A 16756-nucleotide genomic window follows, 5' to 3' on the forward strand; every position below is an offset into this window, starting at 1 on the left:
CTGCACGCCAGCCCCGGAAAATCCGGGCCGCATGTCCCCGGCGCCGGTTCCCCGGATGGAGGGGGGGCTGCCCCTGGAGCATGAACGGCTCCGGACTCGCCCTGCCGGCACTTTCCGGCCTGCGGGCCGGCTCCCGCCGCCGGAGCCTGAGCGCCTCATCCGGCGTTCAGGAAGTCTTAGGGTGGCAGGCGGCCTACGGCCAGCCCCGCTGCTGTGGCCTGCAGCCCGTGATCGCGTGGGGGAGGGCTCCGACCGGGCGCTACCTCGCGAGTTCTGTGAGGTCGCTGCCGAAGACCCGCAGCGTGCCGCCGGGCGTGACGGTCACGAGTTCCTGGCCCACCACGCCGAGCAGCCCCGCCGGGTGCGGCAGGCTGCTCACCAGGCGCCCGGTCTGATCCAGCCGCTCCAGGCGGCCTCCGCTCAGGCGGTAGGTGCCGGCGGGCGTGACCACGCTGGGCACGGCGAAAGCCTGCGCGCCGCCGGGCGTGGCGCCCAGGTATGGCCCGGCCCGCTCGGCCAGCCGCGCGCCGTCGGCCACCCGGATCAGCCGGCCGGCCACCAGCACGTAGTCCTCGCCGTCTCCGCCGGTGATCGCGGCCGAGGGAGCCCCCAGCACCCGGCGCAGGGGCTCGCCCGCGTAGCCCACGGCGCTGCCGTCCTCGCGGTAGGCGCGGGTGGCACTCAGCGCCACGACCCGGCCCACGCCCACGCTGCGGGCCGCCCGGTCCAGCGTGACGGCCACGCCCAGCCCCGGCACGGCCGCCCAGGCGTCGGCCCCGTTCCAGGCCACGTCCACGGCGGCCGGCAGCCTGGGACACAGGGGCGTGTACGACGGAGCGCGCGCCACGCAGGCCCGCCCGCCCGAGACCCACGCCACGCCCTGTTCGCTGAAGGCCGCCCGGAAACCCGCCGGAGTCGTGGGCCCGGAGGCGGGCTGGGCGGCTGGAGCGGCGGCCGGGGCCGGAGCGCAGGCGGCCAGAATCAGCGGAACCAGAACAGCGGAGAGCAGGCGGCGCATGGTCGTCAGTTTGGGCGGCGGGCGGCTGAGTGGCGTGAGCCCGGACGGTGTGAACCAGGCCTGATGGATGTAACCACAGGAATTACTGGTCTTGATCGTCGATTCTTATGGGGCGAGTGGAACGAGTCACTGCGGCAGACAGCGGTTGGGGTGGAGTCGAGGGGGGTGCCTTCGACCCGGAGGCGGAACGGATGAGCGCTGTGAGTCGCCCCGGCCTGAACCCCTGCACGCTCTGGTGAGGCCCTGTGGCTCGTTAGACTGTCCGGATGCGCGTGCCCATCACCACCCTGCGCCGCACCCCGGCCGAACGCGCCGATGTGCGGCTGAGCTGGGCGCGCCCGGACTTGAACTTCTTCGCGGCCGGGGCCTGCCATATCCTGGCCTTCGCCTTCCTGGAGCGCTGGCCCCTCTCCAGCTTCCGGCCGCGCTTGCTGCGCCCCGCGCCCGGGCAGGGCGGGTCACACGTGTACGTTTCGGATGGACAGACTGCCTTCGATGCCCAGGGCTACCTCCCGGAGGCCGAACTGCTGGCCGCCCACCGCGCCGCGTTCCTGGCCCTTTCCCCAGGCTGGACGGCCGAGGTGCTGGACGTGGATGTGCCGCTGGCCGAGTTGTGTGCCGCCCACCAGCTCCGCGCTCCCTGGGACTTCCCGCCGGGGGTCTGGGCGCGGGCCCACGCCTATCTGGCTGCGTTCCCCAAACCGCCGGGCCGCTGAGCCTGCAGCTCCAGCAGGGCTTCCACCACCGTGTCCAGCCCCACGCCTTCCTGGGCGCGCTGTTCCGGTGTCCACGAGATGCCCCGGCTGGCCTTGACGAGGATCACGTCGCCGTCCTGCACCGTGGCCAGCAGGTCGGCGGTCAGCTCGGGCACGGTGCGGAAGGCGCGCTCCCCCAGTTCGGCGGCGAAGGCTCCCACGCCGTAGCTGAGGTCGGCCGCCTGCCGGGCCAGTGCGCCGACCTCGGCGTGCAGTGAGCGCTCGGTCTCACCCAGCTCCAGCATCCGGCCCAGCACGCTGATGCGGCGGCCCGCGAAGCTGCCCAGCGCCTCCAGCGCGGCCCGCACCGCGACCGGCGAGGCATTGTAGGCGTCGTCGATCACGGTGAAGCGCCCCGGATGCACCCGGTAGCGGCCGCCCGGCACCTGCACGCCCGAGAGCCGGTGCGCCGCCCCGGCCAGCTCGAGCCCGGCCTCCTGGGCCAGCCCCAGCGCCAGCACGGCCGCCTCGGCCTGCACGCGCGACGCCAGGGGCAGCTGCACCGGAACGCCGGCGAAGTTGAAACGGGCGCCCCCCGGGGTCAGCTCCAGGTCGCGGCCGGCCACGGTCACGTCCCCGAAGCCGTAGCTGTCCACGCCGGGATAATCCGCACCGGGGTAATAGGGGGCCGCCTGCGCCCCGACCAGCCCGCGCACGCCCCGCAGGATCATGCCCTTTTCCCGCACGATGTTCTCCAGGCTGCCCAGCTGTTCCAGATGCGCCGGGCCGATGGCAGTCACCACTCCCACGTCCGGCCGCACCAGACCCACCAGCTCGGCCATCTCGCCCAGGCGGTCGATGCCCATCTCGACCACCAGCGGCCGGGCGCTGCGGCCGTGTTCGATCAGGAAGCAGGCGATGGCCGGCATGGTGTTGAACACCGGCATGAAGTGAGCGTGCAGGGCCGCAGCCGCGTAGGCCTTGGCCGTGGTTTTCCCGGCGCTGCCGGTGATGCCCACCACATGCGGGTTGTGGGCCCGCTCCGAGCGTGCCCAGGCGAAGAGTGCGGCCTGGGCGTCCGCGACCCGCACGGCGCGCGGCACGTCCAGATCGGTGAGGACGAAGGGAGCCCCGGCGTCCAGCGCTCCCTGAACGAACTGGTTGCCGTGCATCTTCTCGCCCGGCAGGGCCACGAAGGCCACCTCGGGCGACGCCGTCCGCGAGTCCCAGGTCAGGCGCGTGGCGGGCCGGGCCTCGGGGTGGACGGCCGCTTCGAACGGCAGGGGCGCGTGGGGGTCGGGCATGGACAGAAGCGTAGCAAACGGGCGCAGACCGTCCGCCCCAGGGAGCTGTCCAGCAAGGCGGAACGGCGCCCCATCACAGAGCTGACAGTTGGCGACTACTCTGGTGAGGTCTATGAAAAGAATGCCCCTTGCGCTGATGACCGTGTCTCTGCTGCTGGCTGCCTGCAGCACCACCCCCACCCGCCCCGCCGCGTCTCCGGTCGACGTGACCGTGCTCGGCCTGAACGACTTCCACGGCTACTTGGAACCCACCTCGTTCCCCACCAACCAGCCCGATCCCAAGGACGCCACGAAAAAGCTCGCCATCAATGCGGGCGGTATCGAGGCGATTTCCGCCGAACTCATCGACGCCCGCAAGGCCAATCCCAACACCATCTTCGTGGGCGGCGGCGACCTGATCGGCGCCAGCCCCATCAATTCCGGCCTGCTGCGCGACGAGCCCGCCGTGTACGCCCTGAACGGCATGGGCATGAAGGTCAGCGCGCTGGGCAACCACGAGTTCGACCAGGGCCTGGACGAGCTGTTCCGGATGCAGAACGGCGGCTGCGAGAGCAACGACAAGGCCAAGGCCTGCAAGTTCGACCCGAACTACAAGGGCGCGACCTTCAAGTGGATCGGTGCGAACGTCAAGTACAACACGGCCTCCGGCAAGACCGGCACGCCCTTCGCCCCCTACTCCATCCAGGAGATCGGCGGCGCGAAGATCGCTTTCGTGGGCGCCGTGACTAAGACCACCCCCGGTATCGTCTCGCCCGAAGGCGTTTCGATGCTGGAATTCACGGACGAGGCCGACGCCGTGAACGCCGTGATTCCCGAGCTGAAGGCGAAGAAGGTGGACGCCATCATCATGCTGATCCACGAGGGTGGCGAGATTTCAGCCGGCAGCACCGACGACTACAGCACAGTGGGCTGCAAGACCCTGAACGACCAGAGCCCTATCGTGCAGATCGCCAAGCGGGTCGACGTGGCGGTCACCGCCATCATCAGCGGCCACAGCCACCAGGGCTACAACTGCCTGGTGCCCGATCCTAAGGGTAAAGACCGCATCGTGATCCAGGGTCAGCAGTACGGTCATCTGCTGCAGCGGCTGGATCTGAAAGTCGACAAGGCCAACCACGAGGTCATGACGGTGAGGGCCGCCAATCTGGTGGTGAACTACGACACGCGCAAGGCAAACAACACCCTGGACTTCGCCATGACCCAGATTGTCGGCACCGCCAACAACAAGGTCGCGGCCATCAAGAACCAGTTCGTGGCCACCCTGGGTGACCCGCAGATCCAGCGTGGCATCGGCAACGCGCGCAACACCGAGACGGCGCTGGGCGACATCATCGCCGACGCGCAGCTGGCCGCCACCCAGGCCCAGGGCAGCCAGATCGCCCTGATGAACCCCGGCGGCATCCGTGCCGACCTCCCCGACACCACCCAGATCAAGGCAGACAAGTCCGTCAACTTCGGCGACGTGTTCGCGGTGCAGCCCTTCGGCAACACCATGACCGTCATGACCCTGACCGGCCAGCAGATCAAGGACGTGCTGGAGCAGCAGTTCAGCGGCGCAAACGCGGGCACGGCCAACAAGCTGTTGCAGGTCTCGGCCGGCTTCAGCTACAAGTACACCCTGGCCAATCCCGACGGCCAGCGCATCAACATCGCGGATATCACCTTCAAGGGGGCGCCGATCAACCCGGCCGGCAGCTACCGCGTGGCCATGAACTCCTTCCTGGGAGCCGGCGGCGACAACTTCACGGTTCTGAAGGGCGGCACGAACGTCGTCCAGCTGCCCAACCTGGCCGACGTGGATGTGCTCGCTGCCTACCTGAAGGCCAACGGCCCGAGCCTGAAGAACGTCGTACAGGGCCGCATCACCAAGCTGTAAAACTCCACGCGACACGTGCCCCGGACAGTCCATCGTCCGGGGCACGTTCCTGTCTTCGCTGCCTACAGCTCTCCCCGCGCGAAGCCCGCCATCACGCCCGGCGCGGCCGAGTCGAAGCCCACGACGTCCAGCATGTCGGCCCGGTCGGGGTCAGCGATGGTGAACCCGGTGGCGGTCATGCCCACCACGATCAGGCGTGCGCCTATGCCCATCGTCTGGCGGTACCGATCCAGCGCCACCGTCGGGTGGACATCCCCGGCCCAGGTCTCGTTGTCGGTGTAGACCACGAAGGTATCGACCGCAAGCCCGTGCTTCGCCGCCCAGAGCATCGGCAGGGCGCAGTCGGTGCCGCCCATCGGGATCTTCTGCATGGCGCCCACCACATCGTCCAGGCGCTGCCGGGGGCTGATGGTCAGCGGGGTCAGGCCGGGGGTGCCGCCGCCCCAGCGTCCGCCGTAGCCCCCGCCCGCCGCGCTGAAAGCCAGCGCCGAATAGGCGCTCTCCGTGCGGGCCGTGACCAGCGCCATCGCGGCCGTGCCCAGCAGCGGGGTCAGCCCCGGCACGCCGCCCACCGTGCCCACCCCCATGCTGCCCGAGACGTCCAGTCCCAGCAGGAAGCGCTTCCCGGCCGGCTGCACCGCCCCGAAGGCCAGGTAGAAGGCGTCCTGCAGCGCATCGACCACCTGAGGCACGGGCACCCACTCGCCCTTTCCCTTCACGCCGCGTCCTTGCGCGTACACCAGATGGGCCTTCAGGGCGTCCAGCGGGTGTACGCGCCCACGCTTCAGCGCGTCGGGGTCGGTCACCCGCTCCACGACCGCGCGCACGACCTCGCGGTCATTCGTGCTGAGCACGCCCACGCGCCCCAGGTTGCCCAGGTTCCGCAGCAGCCAGGTCAGGCCGTTCGTCTCCATGGCGGCGCGGTAGACCTCAGCCCCGCGCAGGTGGGTCGGCACAGCCTCGATGGGCAGGCCATAGCCGCGCATCAGGGTCGCCGCGCCTCTATCGGTGGTCACGCTCTGCGCCAGCAGGTGACCCTCGATCACGCGCAGGGCGGGCTCGGTCAGCTCGCCCACGTCTGGCAGCACGCCGTCCACCATGAACTTCAGCACCGCGTTGCGGCCCGCGTCCGTGGTCTTCGGGTGGGCCTTGCGAAGCGCGTCGGCTTGAGCCCAGCCGTCACGGGCCTTGAACTTCACGGCCCACAGCGCCAGCCTGTCCAGCGGCGCGTTCTCGTACACGCGCGCCACGCCCTGACGGGTCAGGCGACCCCAGCCGCCCAGCGCGTCCGCGAAGGCCAGGAAGTGCAGCAGCATGGTGCCGGTGCGCGCGACCTCGGGCAGGGCGTCCCAGGCGGCCTTGCGGTGCGTGGCCTCCGGCGCCGTCTTGGCGATCAGCGCCAGCACGAGCAGCGCCGGGTCAGGTCGGGGCGCGCGGCCCATCCGCACGACGTCCAGCGTCACGCGCAGCGCCGCACCCGCGTCGAGGAGCACGAAGGTCTTGACGAACTCCGAGGCCTGCAGGGTGTGCCCCCGCTCGCTCGCGTAGAAGGTGCCGCCGTCGGTGCCCAGAACCAGGAAGCGCGTCAGACGCGCCTCGTCGGACAGCGCATACACATACCCGCCCGCGTGGTTGGCGACCTGGCGCGGGTCGAGCCGCTCGGTCTGGTTGCGCTTCAAAGGCGTGATGGCGTTCAGGTAGTTCTTCATGGGGTCGGCCCTCCTTTTCAACGGGGCGAGTGCATGGCGCTCTGGGCTCACAGCCCTCCCGGAGTCGCCGGGTGCGAAGGGGCGCGAGGGTGCGCCAGGTGGTGAAACGGGCAGGATTCGAACCTGCTCCTGCTGGGCTTCAGCCAGCCGCTCTGCCAATTGAGCTACCGGAACATGATGGGGAGAGTGGCAGAAATCGAACCTATGACCTCCGCCTTCACAGGGCGGCGTGCAGCCTTTACACCACGCTCTCCGTACAGTTGATGTTCTTCCCCGCGCCGGTTTCTGGCCTCCTTGTCGCGGTCTGTGTGGTGGACAAGGGGAGATTCGAACTCCCAATCTTCCCCGTGCAACTCTGAGCGGATCAGCCTACGTGTATGACATGCAAGAGAGGCGAGGGGCCGTCCCCGAGCCTGTGGCCCCGTTGGGGACGCGCTGCCAATTGCGCTACAAGCCCAGGTGGTCTGGACGGCAAGGGTCGAACCTGCGACCTCCTGATCCCACTTCAGGTGTGCATCCGCTGCACTACGTCCAGAGAGTGGTCATGAACAGCCGTGCGGTTCGGCCTTTCATGACTGGGGGTGGCTCCGGGAGCACGGATCGAACGTGCGACGTCCTGCTTAACAGGCAGGCGCTCTGCCACTGAGCTATCCCGGAATAGTGGTGAACCGGACAGGAGTTGAACCTGTGGCCTCCCCGTTCGTAGCAGGGCGCTCCTCCAGCTGAGCTACCGGTTCATGGGGGAACGGGTGGGACTCGAACCCACGACCTCTCGATCCGCAGTCGATAAGCCTTCACCAGCGGCCCTGTACCGTTTAACAGCAGGGCGAAGGATCGGGAAGGCAAAAGTGCTCTCACCACTGAGCTACCGTGCCATGGGGTGTTGAAGGCAGCCAACCGTGCCGACATATCAGAAGAAGCGGCGGGGCGGGAGTCGAACCCGCGTCCTGGCCATTAACAGTGGTAACTTTCGCACTTCGGCCCGCAATGCAGTGCATCAGGACAAGGGACGTGGAAAGCGGTTTCCTGCTCTACCGCTGAGCTACCCGCCGCGTGTGGTGGATGGGGTGAGAATTGAACTCACTTGCCCGCAGGCAAACGATTTACAGTCGTCCGCGACTCGCCGTCTTCGCCGCCCATCCAGAAGTTCGTGTCTGCATGGGAAGGGGATATCGGGCCTGTTTTAAACCTCGCCAGAGGAACGGGCACCGCAGATCACGACCGGCTCGCCTAGCATGGTTCAATTGTGTGCGCTGAGCGGGGGTGGGGTGCTGGAGTGCCTTGTTCATCCGTCTACCTCTGGTCGTAGATTCGTGGAACTGGTACTCCGAGTGAGATTTGAACTCACACTGCCACGCTTCTGAGGGGTGTTCCTCTACCGAGTTGGGATACCGGAGTGTGGAGCAGGCTGGACGGAATTGCACCGCCGTCACCCGACGGTTGCCGGGCATCTTGCTGACTAGAAGAAGCCTGCATGGGGCAGATAAGTGGACTTGCACCACCGTCTTCCCGCAGACAACGGGGCGTCCTGGCCGCTGAACGATGAAATCGTCCTCCATGACGGAGGGGTGGTACTTCCAGCCGGGGTTGAACCGGCGTTACCTGAGTGAAAGTCAGGCGTCCTGACCATTGGACGATGAAAGCGTACGGCGCTGCGGTGAAGAAGGTCGGGCAAGTGTGCCGCTCAGGGAGGTTGACCTTTCCGAGGGTAACCCTGGACGTTCGGCCCGGCCGGCAAGAACGGTGTCGTCCTTACCTGTGCCCGAGTGTAGGGGAGAGGGTGTGCAGGCCACATTCGCCGGATGGCGCATGGGTGCTGTAGGCCAAACGGCGAGGGCCGGAGCGTGTCTCCCCCGGCCCCCGGTGTTCCTCCCGCCCCTACTCCAGCGTCACGAGGTAGTCGTACAAGTCCGGCCCGCCCGCGTGGGCCTCGATCTCGACCATCGGGAACTCGGCGCCGATGCGCCCGGCCAGCGCGTCCAGATCGGCCTGGGTCTTCTGCGGCCCGCCGAAGATGGTGATGATCTCCTGGCCGGAGTAGGCCTTGTTCAGCATCTGCATCACGCTGTCCTCGGGCTTGCCGCCGGCCTGCACCAGTTCGTCGTCGCGCAGGCCGATCACGTCGCCTTCCTGGATCGCCAGCGTGACGCCCTCCCTGGTCGTGATGTTGGTCGTGCGGCTGGCGCGCGTGACCTCGAAGGTGGTCACGTTGTTCGCCCCGACCGTCATGGCGTCCTTCAGCTCCTCGGCGTCGGTGCCCTGCTGGAAGGCGAGCGCCGCGCCGATGCCCTGGCCGAGCGTCTTCGTGGGAATCACGACCGCGCGCCCCTCCATCAGCTCCATGGCCTTCTCGGCGGCCATCAGCACGTTCTTGTTGTTCGGCAGCACGATGACCTTCTCGGCGCTCACGCTCCGCACCGCGTCCACGATGTCCTGCACAGAGGGGTTGGCGGTCTGCCCGCCCGACACGATGCGCGCGCCCAGCGAGCGGAACAGCTTGACCAGCCCGTACCCGTTCGCCACCGCGACCAGCCCCGACGGCGGCACCTCCTCCTCGGCTTTCGCGGCGGCGCCGGCCATGCCCAGGATTTCGGTGTGCTGCTCGGACATGTCCTCGACCTTGGTCTTGAGCATCTTGCCGTAGCGGCCCACAGTGGCGAGCAACTGGTCGGGCTCGTTGGTGTGGATGTGGCCCTTCACGTAGCCTTCGGCGCCCACGACCAGCAGGCTGTCCCCGAAGGGCGTGACCAGCTCGCGGATTTCCTCGATGGGCCGGGTCGCCCCCGACATCAGGAACTCGGTGCAGAAACCGAATTCCTCGGTCTCGAACTGCTGCTGGGCGTAGGCCGTGATCTCGGGCGCGGGCGGCAGCGCCTCGCCGCGCAGCTGCGCCAGCATCCCCTGCACGATGTACAGGTAGCCCTGCCCGCCGGAGTCGATCACGCCGGCCTGCTTGAGTGCCGGCAGCATGTCCGGAGTTTTATCCAGATACTCCTGGCCTTTAAAGAGCGCCGCCTCCAGCACGGCCTCCACCGTCTCGCCCCGGGCGCCCTCGGCCACGCCGCGCGCCACGGTCAGGATGGTGCCCTCGACCGGCTTCATGACCGCGCCGTAGCCGGACTTCTGCGCCGCCTGGAAGGCCCGGATCAGCCCGGCCGCGTCCACCTCGGCGGCGTCGCGGATCGTTTCCGCGAAGCCCTTGAGGAGCTGCGAGAGGATCACGCCGGAGTTGCCCCGCGCGCCCAGCAGCGCGCCGTAGGAGATCGCGCGGGCCACGCTGGGCATGGAGGTCTGCTCGCAGGTGTCCAGCTCGCGGCGCACCGACTGCATGGTCAGGTGCATGTTGGTGCCGGTGTCGCCGTCGGGCACCGGGTAGACGTTCAGGGCGTTGACCTGCTCGCGGTACACGCCCAGCCAGTCGGTGGCGTAGCGGAGCATGCCGGCCAGATCGGCGGGCTTGAGGTTGCCGTGCGCGGAGGGTCTGGGATCAGACACGCTGTACCCCCACCGCGTGGATGCGCGTGGCGCTGAGTTCGATGCCCGCCTGGGTCTTCACGGTATGCGTGACCCGGTCGACGATGTTCTGCGCCACGGTGGGAATGCTGACCCCGTAGGCGGCCACGATGTACAGGTCGGCGGTGTACCTGCCGCCCTCCCGGCCGATCACCACGCCGTCGCTGGCGTTCGCACGCCCCAGCACCCGGCTGATGCCTTCCTTGAGGTTCGCGGGGGCCATGCCCACCACGCCAGGAATTTCGTGGGCGCTCAGCCCGATAAGCGAGGCCAGGGCCGCCTCGGTGATTTGAATGGAGCCAGTCACAGTAAAGGTGAGTATAAGGGAGCGGTCGGCAGGTTCACGGGCAGGGGGCCGGTGGGGGAGGGAATCCGGCCTGTTCCTGGCACCGGCAGAGGGGTTGGCGCTGCAGGCGGCCCCTCTCCATCGGCGCCAGCTTTCCCCGGTGAAAGATGGCAAGGGCGTTCCGGACGTGCTTTCCCCTCTCAGACGGCTCGTGGAGTGGCTCGGCACAGAGGTCATCCCTGTGCGGGTCGCTCGCCCCTGCCCAACCAGCCGTAGATCGTCTGGGGCCTCTTCCCCCGATCACGATCCACGCGGCCCTACTCGTCTCTCTGCTTGTCCGGCGCTGTGCCCCGCTCGCCCTTCACATCGCCGGATCCAATTTTCCCTTGAGCATCAGCTGTACCCGCTGCCCGATGCGTTTGTAGAGCGGTGGGGCGTAGTGGGCCCGGAAGTCCTTGGTGGCCTCCTCGCTGCCCACGTCGTGGCCGTACTTCTGGGTCAGGAAGTAGCGGTGATCCATGATCCACAGGTACAGGTCGGCCTCGGTGCGCCCCGGGAAGCGGAACATGACGTTGTGCAGTTCCAGGTTCTCCACGATCCGCAGGTACAGGCGGCAGTACCAGCTCTCGACCGCCTCCTCCCAGGTCACGGGCTCCCTGCCCTCCTGGAAGCGCTTCTGATCCAGAAAATACTGCCGGGTGCGGATGTGCTCCAGCAGCTTCTCGTAGCGGCCGGGCGTGGTGAAGAGGATCTGGCGGTGGTGCGGCAGGATGCGGTCGAGGTTGGTGGCCTTCAGGAACTGCGCGTACTCGCCCTTGATGATCAGATCCTTGAGGGTGTCGTTCTCGTCCGGAGGCACCACGACGTTCAGTTCGATCACGTGGGCGTCGATGTACATCTGGCCCTGCCGGCGCGCCACCGAGACGCGGTGGTTGCCGTCCTTGACGAAGTAGAGGTCGCCCACCTTGTAGACCTGAATGGGCGGCAGTTCCTTGCCCTGGAGCTGCGCACTGCGCACGCCGATCCAGCGCTCGTCGAGGTGCGACTCCTTGGGCAGGTAGTGACGGTCGAACTCACGGTAGCGGTCGACGGAACCGATGATGTGGTCGACGGGAATGGTCTGGATGCCCAACTGGTGCTCGCCGTCGGGGGCGAGGTGCTTGACCCAGTCGAAGGGCAGGAGTTCATTGGGTTGACGGCGCAGGATGGCGACCATATCGCGGATATCGCTCATGAAGCGGGCGCGCTCGACTTCTCCACGTGCCGTGTTGCGGTGTTGATTCGCGGACATGCGGCGTACTCCTTGCGCGGAACCTGACTCTCCAGGGGCGCGGATGGGGCCGGGGCATGGTGCGGACAGGGGAAAAGGTGAACGCCCCGGTCTTGCCCTGCACATTACACCAGCCGACTGTCAGGATTCTGACTTCTCTTACGGCGTCTCCACGCTTCCTTAAGGCCGCTGGCCGCTGCTGGGCGAAGCCCGATCGACCACCCTCGCCCGGGGCACGGCGGCCAGTCGGAAAGGTGCCCTGCGCGGATTCGCTCTCGCCCCGGCCATCCCAACAGGCCCCCCACGCTGGCGTAGGCCGCTATGCTGGCGCCCGCATGACCCACGCCACGCCCCGCTCGACCGTCCTGACCCCGCTGGTGCTGGCCAGTCTGGTCACCGTGTACCTCGTGTGGGGCAGCACCTACTACGCCATCAAGGTGGCCATCGAGACCCTGCCGCCCCTGGGGATGCTGGGCGTGCGCTTTCTGGTGGCCGGCGCGCTGCTCATGCTGGTGCTGCGGCTGCGCGGCGCGGCGCTGCCCAGTGCGCGCGGCTGGGGCGCCTCGGCCCTGGTGGGGGCGCTGCTGCTGGGCGGCGGCACGGGGCTGGTGACCCTGGCCGAGCGCGAGGCCAGCAGTTCGGTCGCCGCCATGCTGATCGCGGTCTCGCCCCTGTTTGCGGCGCTGTTCGCCCGGCTGTGGGGCGAGCGCAGCGCCGGGCACGAGTGGCTGGGGATCGGCGTGGGGCTGCTGGGCGTGATCCTGCTCAACGTCTCCGAGCTGCGGGCCACCCCGCTCGCGGCGCTGCTGCTGTTCCTGGCCCCGCTGTGCTGGACCCTGGGCAGCCAGTGGTCGCGCCACCTGCCGCTGCCCCCGGGCCTGATGGGCAGCGCCGCCGAGATGCTGACCGGGGGCGGGCTGCTGCTGCTGGCGGGCGCCGCGATGGGCGAGCGCTGGCAGCCGCCCTCTGGCCCCAGTCTGTGGGCCCTGGCCTACCTGACGGTCTTCGGCAGCCTGCTGGCCTACTCGGCGTACATGTACCTGGTGGCGCACACCCGCCCGGCGCTGGCGACCAGCTACGCCTACGTGAATCCGGTGGTGGCGGTGCTGCTGGGGGTGGGCCTGGGCGGCGAGACCCTGGGCCTGGGCGGCTGGCTGGCGCTGGGGGTGATCCTGGCGGGGGTGGGGCTGGTGGTCTGGCCCAGGGCCGCCCAGACGCCCGCGTCCGAACCGGCGGCCTGAGCAAACCTTAATGCAGGGGTTAATGGTAGCCCGCTCCGTGGCCAGGGTGGGGGTCAGCGTGTCCAATACCCTCATGCTCGGGAAATTCTTCAAGAAGCCGGCCGATGACATGAACGGGCGCGTGCCGCCCGGCCAGACCCTGACCACCCGGTTTCCGGTGCTCACCTACGGCCCGACCCAGCACTACCGCCCCGCAGACGTGGTGGTGCGGATCAGCGGTCTGGCCCAGGAACGCAGCTTCACCTGGGCCGACCTGCTGGCCCTGCCGCAGACCACCCTGACCTACGACATCCACTGCGTGACCCACTGGAGCAAGCTGGAGACGACCTGGACGGGCGTCCGCGCCACCGACCTGCTGGAACTCCTGCAGCTCGACCCGGCCGCCACCCATGTCATGCAGCATTCGGTCGGGGGTTACACCACCAACCTGAGCCTGGAGGACTTCGCCCGGCCGGAGAACCTGCTGGCGCACACCTTTGGCGACCAGCCGCTGGACGCCGAGCACGGCGGCCCCCTGCGGATGGTGGTGCCGCACCTGTACTTCTGGAAGAGCGCCAAGTGGCTGACCGGCCTGGAGTTCATGGACCGGGATCAGGCCGGCTTCTGGGAGCGCAACGGCTACCACATGCGCGGCGACCCCTTCAGGGAGCAGCGCTACGACGACGACGCTTGAGGCAGGTGGCTGAGGGCAGCACTGAAGCGCAGGCCGACCTCACGGGCGGCGGCGAGTACCTCGTGCCGGACGTCCTGCAGCCCGGGCTGACCCTGCTGCTGGTGGGCACCGCGCCCAGCCGGATCAGCGCCGCCCAGCGGGCGTACTACGCCAACCCGACCAACAAGTTCTGGCGGGTGCTGCACGAGGTCGGCCTGACCCCCCGGCGCCTGTCGCCCCACGAGTATCCGGCGCTGCCCGGCTACGGCATCGGCCTGACCGACGTGGCCAAACGCCACAGCGGCGTGGACTCGGCTCTGCCCACAGCGGCGTGGCGACCGGCGGAGCTGCTGGACAAGGTCGGGCGCTACCGGCCGCGCCTGGTGGCCTTCACCTCCAAGCGCGGGGCGTCCGAGACGCTGGGGGTGCCGACCGGCCGGCTGCCGTACGGCCCGCAGCCCCATTCCCTGCAGGGCGCGGAGGTCTGGGTGCTGCCCAGCACCAGCCCGCTGGGCCACACCCATTTCACGCTGGAGCCCTGGAGGGCCCTGGCCCGGCGGGTCGCGGAACTGCAGGCCCTGGAGGGAGCCTCCCCAGCCGCACTGCCGTAGGTTCAGCCTTCTGAGTCTCCTTGCATCGACAGAGAGGTCGGGTCGGCAGTGGAGGGCGACCAGGGTGGCCCGCTGGAACGATTCTCAGCCTGGGCGCGTACCCTGGGGTGTATGGCTCCTCCCGTCACCACTGTCCTGACTGTGGCGCGCACCGGCTCGAAGGTGGTGCGGTATCTCATCCGGCCCGCCGTGAAGCGGGTCTCATTGAGCCGGGAGGTTCGCGGCGCCGGGGGGACGCTCGCGGACTGGGCCGCCGACCCCTGGAGCCCGGCGGCCCGGCTGCAGCGGGGCGCCAGCCTGACCCGCCGCGCCCTGGGGCTGGGGGTGCTGGCCCTGCTGAGCGTGCTGGGGGCGGCGCTGCTGACCCTGTGCGTGGTGCTGCTGGGCCTGGGCGTGGCCTCGGGCAGCGACGTGGCCGGCTGGGTGCTGGGCTTCACGCTGCTGCTGGGGGTGGTGGGGGCCGTCTGGGTCGCCCGGCGGGCGGGGACGCTGCTGCGCGCCGAAGCCCAGGACGCGGGCACCCTGCCCCCACACGCCGACGACGAGACGCAGCTCCGCCAGACCCTGCGGGCGGGCGTGCGGGCGCTGCCGGCCCCGGCGCGGGCGGCCCTGCAGCGCACCGTGCTCGCCACCCGTGACGCCCTGTGGGCCTCGTCCGGCGATTCCACGCTGGAACGCGACACCTACGATGTGCGCCAGACGGTGCGCGAAGACCTGCCGGCCCTGCTGGACGCCTACCGGGCCGTGCCGCGCACCCGGCAGAGCGACGCCGAACTGACCCGGCAGCTGGCCCTGATCGAGACCCGCATGCAGCGCGTGACCCTGGCCCGCGCCGCGCAGCACGAGCGGCAGCTGCAGGCCCACGGCCGGTATCTGGACGACAAGCACAGCCCGGACAGAGACAACCCAGAGCCCTGATCCCGCACGGGACTCCTCCACACCGCTGATTCCGGCTCCCCTGGACGGCTCCCGATCCCAGTCCAGCGTGCGGACACTGAAGCGTCTCCCGCCGGTCGGGCCGCGTCCTGGCCCGCCGGCACCGGGGGCCGGAGCCTCCCTGCACCCTCCGGCAGATGAAGCGGGCTTTCAGGTTGCCGCAAGGCGCGCTGTCTGCGCGCGCACCATCGTCCTGGCGGGGGCCGCGCAGCATGGGGTCATGCCCATACCCCGGCGAGCCGCCGCCTGTGCCCTGCTGACCCTGACGCTGGCGGGGGCCCAGGGCACGCCGGCCGCCCGCCCGGCCGCGACTCCAGTCCCCGAGGCGGCCCTGAACCGGGTCGGCGCCGTGCGGGTCGTCCGGCCGGGGCTGACCGTTCCCGGCACTCCGCGTGAACTGAACGCCAGCATCACCATCCGCTACGGCCCGGCCCGGCCCCGCGCGGTGCTGCTGCTGATGCCCGGTTACCTGGGCGGTGCGGGCAGTTTCGACCGGCTGGCGCGGCAGATCGTGGCCCTCGATGGGGCGGTGGCGGTGTGGGCGGTGGATCGCCGCAGCAACCTGCTGGAGCCCCAGGCCGAACTGGCGAGGGCCACCCCGGCCGACCTGAGCCGCATCGTGCAGCGCGGGCTGCCGGCCCGTCCCCCCGGCAGCGTGGCCTTCATGCAGGACTGGGGGCTGGACGTGGCCCTGCGCGACTGGCGGGTGGCGGTGCAGGAGGCGCGGACGCTGACCCCCAACGTGTTCCTGGGCGGCCACTCGATGGGCGGAAGCCTGAGCGGCCTGTACGCGGCCTACGACTTCGCCGGCCAGCCGGGCGCCGCCGATGTGCGCGGCCTGGTCATGCTCGACGGGGTGCCGGGCCTGCTGGCCGACCGCCCCCTGACGCCCCAGCAGTACCAGCAGGGCGGCCTGAACGTGCTGGGGCCGCTGGCCGGACTGAACCGGCTCGCGGGGCGGCCCTATGTGGACTCGCTGGTCTTCGGCCCCTCGCTGGCGAGCCGCGCCGCCGCGCAGGCCCGGCTGGCGGCCCTGGCCCCGGACGCGCTGGCCCCGGCGGGCGGCCTCACCCCCTTCCCGGCGACCAATCTGGCGGCCGGACTGCTGCAGCTGGAGCGCCGCTACGCCCTGCTCCCGTTCCTGACCCTGCAGACCGGGCGCCCGACCAACGCCATCGAGGCCCCCAGCTTCACCGCGCTGGCCCTGGGCGGCCAGGACAGCCACTGGCTGATCGGGCCGCAGGATCGCAGCCGGCCGGTGGGCTGGCAGGCCGATCCCGCCGCCCCGACCGACGCGCTGGACTTCGTGCGCCGCTTCTGGACGCCGCTGAGCGACTACAGCGAGTGGTACTTTCCCAACCGCCTGCCGCTCGACCTGGCGGCCGCCCGCCTGAACACCCGGGGCACGCCCTTCGAGCAGCGTCTGCGGGTCTGGCATACCGCCGAGGTGACCACGCCCATCCTGGGCATCGCCGCGCAGCACGGCGTGGTCACGGAGGACGGCTTCCGCGCCTACGCCGCCGGCACCCGCGCGCGCCTGACCACCCACACGCTGGCGGGCGCCTCGCACCTGGACATCGTGGCCGCCCGGGGCGATCAGGTGGTGCGCTGGATCCTGGCCTGGATGGCGCCGCTGCGCCGCTAG

Annotated in this window: 13 protein-coding genes and 9 tRNA genes; 7 read left to right on the plus strand and 15 right to left on the minus strand. The window is 69.7% G+C overall.

Annotated elements, in window-relative coordinates; all coding sequences use genetic code 11:
• Positions 1–259: 259 nt before the first annotated feature.
• On the minus strand, positions 260–1018 hold the full coding sequence (locus tag CVO96_RS20770) for a hypothetical protein (RefSeq protein ID WP_133161796.1): 759 nt from the start codon (positions 1016–1018) through the stop codon (positions 260–262).
• 266 nt (positions 1019–1284) lie between these two features.
• Between CVO96_RS20770 and CVO96_RS13375 the strand changes: the two genes are divergently transcribed.
• Positions 1285–1734: a hypothetical protein gene (locus tag CVO96_RS13375; RefSeq protein ID WP_103312659.1), complete on the plus strand. Its 450-nt coding sequence runs from the start codon at positions 1285–1287 to the stop codon at positions 1732–1734.
• On the opposite strand, the gene murF is transcribed toward CVO96_RS13375, so the two are convergent.
• The gene (murF, locus tag CVO96_RS13380) at positions 1698–3017 is read right to left on the minus strand and encodes a UDP-N-acetylmuramoyl-tripeptide--D-alanyl-D-alanine ligase (RefSeq protein ID WP_103312660.1); all 1320 of its coding nucleotides are present in this window, start codon (positions 3015–3017) and stop codon (positions 1698–1700) included. The genes CVO96_RS13375 and murF overlap by 37 nt on opposite strands.
• A 112-nt stretch (positions 3018–3129) precedes the next feature.
• On the opposite strand from murF, the gene CVO96_RS13385 reads away from it, so the two are divergent.
• Positions 3130–4893, plus strand: coding sequence for a bifunctional metallophosphatase/5'-nucleotidase (locus tag CVO96_RS13385; protein WP_103312661.1), 1764 nt, complete (start codon positions 3130–3132; stop codon positions 4891–4893).
• 62 nt (positions 4894–4955) lie between these two features.
• Here CVO96_RS13385 and rsr read toward each other — a convergent pair whose 3' ends face one another.
• The 13 genes from rsr to CVO96_RS13450 form a co-directional block, all read right to left on the minus strand.
• Positions 4956–6602, minus strand: a complete 1647-nt coding sequence (gene rsr / locus CVO96_RS13390; RefSeq protein WP_103312662.1) for an RNA-binding protein Rsr — start codon at positions 6600–6602, stop codon at positions 4956–4958.
• Positions 6603–6780: 178 nt separating this feature from the next.
• A tRNA-His gene (locus tag CVO96_RS13400) sits at positions 6781–6855 on the minus strand.
• 56 nt (positions 6856–6911) lie between these two features.
• Positions 6912–7059 (minus strand) — tRNA-OTHER (locus tag CVO96_RS21130).
• Positions 7060–7062: 3 nt separating this feature from the next.
• Positions 7063–7137, minus strand: a tRNA-Pro gene (locus tag CVO96_RS13405).
• Positions 7138–7184: 47 nt separating this feature from the next.
• Positions 7185–7259 (minus strand) — tRNA-Asn (locus CVO96_RS13410).
• Positions 7260–7263: 4 nt separating this feature from the next.
• Positions 7264–7339 (minus strand) — tRNA-Arg (locus CVO96_RS13415).
• 181 nt (positions 7340–7520) lie between these two features.
• Positions 7521–7655 (minus strand) — tRNA-OTHER (locus CVO96_RS21135).
• A 3-nt stretch (positions 7656–7658) separates the two neighbouring features.
• A tRNA-Tyr gene (locus CVO96_RS13425) sits at positions 7659–7744 on the minus strand.
• A 178-nt stretch (positions 7745–7922) separates the two neighbouring features.
• Positions 7923–8000: transfer RNA gene (locus CVO96_RS13430), tRNA-Leu, on the minus strand.
• A 171-nt stretch (positions 8001–8171) separates the two neighbouring features.
• Positions 8172–8246: transfer RNA gene (locus CVO96_RS13435), tRNA-Glu, on the minus strand.
• A 234-nt stretch (positions 8247–8480) separates the two neighbouring features.
• Positions 8481–10040, minus strand: a complete 1560-nt coding sequence (locus CVO96_RS13440) for a DAK2 domain-containing protein (RefSeq protein ID WP_103313491.1) — start codon at positions 10038–10040, stop codon at positions 8481–8483.
• A gap of 49 nt (positions 10041–10089) precedes the next feature.
• Entirely contained in the window at positions 10090–10422 is a 333-nt protein-coding gene (locus CVO96_RS13445; RefSeq protein WP_103312663.1) for an Asp23/Gls24 family envelope stress response protein, read from the minus strand.
• A 340-nt stretch (positions 10423–10762) separates the two neighbouring features.
• Positions 10763–11692 (minus strand): DUF4032 domain-containing protein, encoded by a 930-nt coding sequence (locus CVO96_RS13450; protein WP_103312664.1) that lies wholly within the window; start codon positions 11690–11692, stop codon positions 10763–10765.
• Positions 11693–12006: 314 nt separating this feature from the next.
• Here CVO96_RS13450 and yedA point away from each other — a divergent pair, with 314 nt between their 5' ends.
• The 5 genes from yedA (at position 12007) to CVO96_RS13475 (ending at position 16756) form a co-directional block, all read left to right on the plus strand.
• Entirely contained in the window at positions 12007–12912 is a 906-nt protein-coding gene (yedA, locus tag CVO96_RS13455; protein ID WP_103312665.1) for a drug/metabolite exporter YedA, read from the plus strand.
• Between the two features lie 73 nt (positions 12913–12985).
• Entirely contained in the window at positions 12986–13585 is a 600-nt protein-coding gene (locus CVO96_RS13460; RefSeq protein WP_103313492.1) for a sulfite oxidase-like oxidoreductase, read from the plus strand.
• Between the two features lie 5 nt (positions 13586–13590).
• Positions 13591–14175 carry a mismatch-specific DNA-glycosylase gene (locus tag CVO96_RS13465; RefSeq protein ID WP_243398357.1) on the plus strand — a complete coding sequence of 195 codons (585 nt, stop codon included), beginning with the start codon at positions 13591–13593 and terminating at the stop codon, positions 14173–14175.
• 111 nt (positions 14176–14286) lie between these two features.
• The gene (locus CVO96_RS13470) at positions 14287–15093 is read left to right on the plus strand and encodes a hypothetical protein (protein ID WP_103312666.1); all 807 of its coding nucleotides are present in this window, start codon (positions 14287–14289) and stop codon (positions 15091–15093) included.
• Positions 15094–15331: 238 nt separating this feature from the next.
• Positions 15332–16756: an alpha/beta fold hydrolase gene (locus tag CVO96_RS13475; RefSeq protein ID WP_165795301.1), complete on the plus strand. Its 1425-nt coding sequence runs from the start codon at positions 15332–15334 to the stop codon at positions 16754–16756.

The organism is Deinococcus koreensis (assembly GCF_002901445.1).
Taxonomy (GTDB): Bacteria; Deinococcota; Deinococci; order Deinococcales; family Deinococcaceae; genus Deinococcus; species Deinococcus koreensis.

Excerpts from the sequence above, each read along its gene's own strand:
- CVO96_RS20770 (WP_133161796.1), bottom strand. The coding sequence starts at position 1,018 with ATGCGCCGCCTGCTCTCCGCTGTTCTGGTTCCGCTGATTCTGGCCGCC.
- CVO96_RS13375 (WP_103312659.1), top strand. The coding sequence starts at position 1,285 with ATGCGCGTGCCCATCACCACCCTGCGCCGCACCCCGGCCGAACGCGCC.
- murF (WP_103312660.1), bottom strand. The coding sequence starts at position 3,017 with ATGCCCGACCCCCACGCGCCCCTGCCGTTCGAAGCGGCCGTCCACCCC.
- CVO96_RS13385 (WP_103312661.1), top strand. The coding sequence starts at position 3,130 with ATGAAAAGAATGCCCCTTGCGCTGATGACCGTGTCTCTGCTGCTGGCT.
- rsr (WP_103312662.1), bottom strand. The coding sequence starts at position 6,602 with ATGAAGAACTACCTGAACGCCATCACGCCTTTGAAGCGCAACCAGACC.
- CVO96_RS13440 (WP_103313491.1), bottom strand. The coding sequence starts at position 10,040 with ATGCTCCGCTACGCCACCGACTGGCTGGGCGTGTACCGCGAGCAGGTC.
- CVO96_RS13450 (WP_103312664.1), bottom strand. The coding sequence starts at position 11,692 with ATGTCCGCGAATCAACACCGCAACACGGCACGTGGAGAAGTCGAGCGC.
- yedA (WP_103312665.1), top strand. The coding sequence starts at position 12,007 with ATGACCCACGCCACGCCCCGCTCGACCGTCCTGACCCCGCTGGTGCTG.
- CVO96_RS13460 (WP_103313492.1), top strand. The coding sequence starts at position 12,986 with ATGCTCGGGAAATTCTTCAAGAAGCCGGCCGATGACATGAACGGGCGC.
- CVO96_RS13470 (WP_103312666.1), top strand. The coding sequence starts at position 14,287 with ATGGCTCCTCCCGTCACCACTGTCCTGACTGTGGCGCGCACCGGCTCG.
- CVO96_RS13475 (WP_165795301.1), top strand. The coding sequence starts at position 15,332 with ATGCCCATACCCCGGCGAGCCGCCGCCTGTGCCCTGCTGACCCTGACG.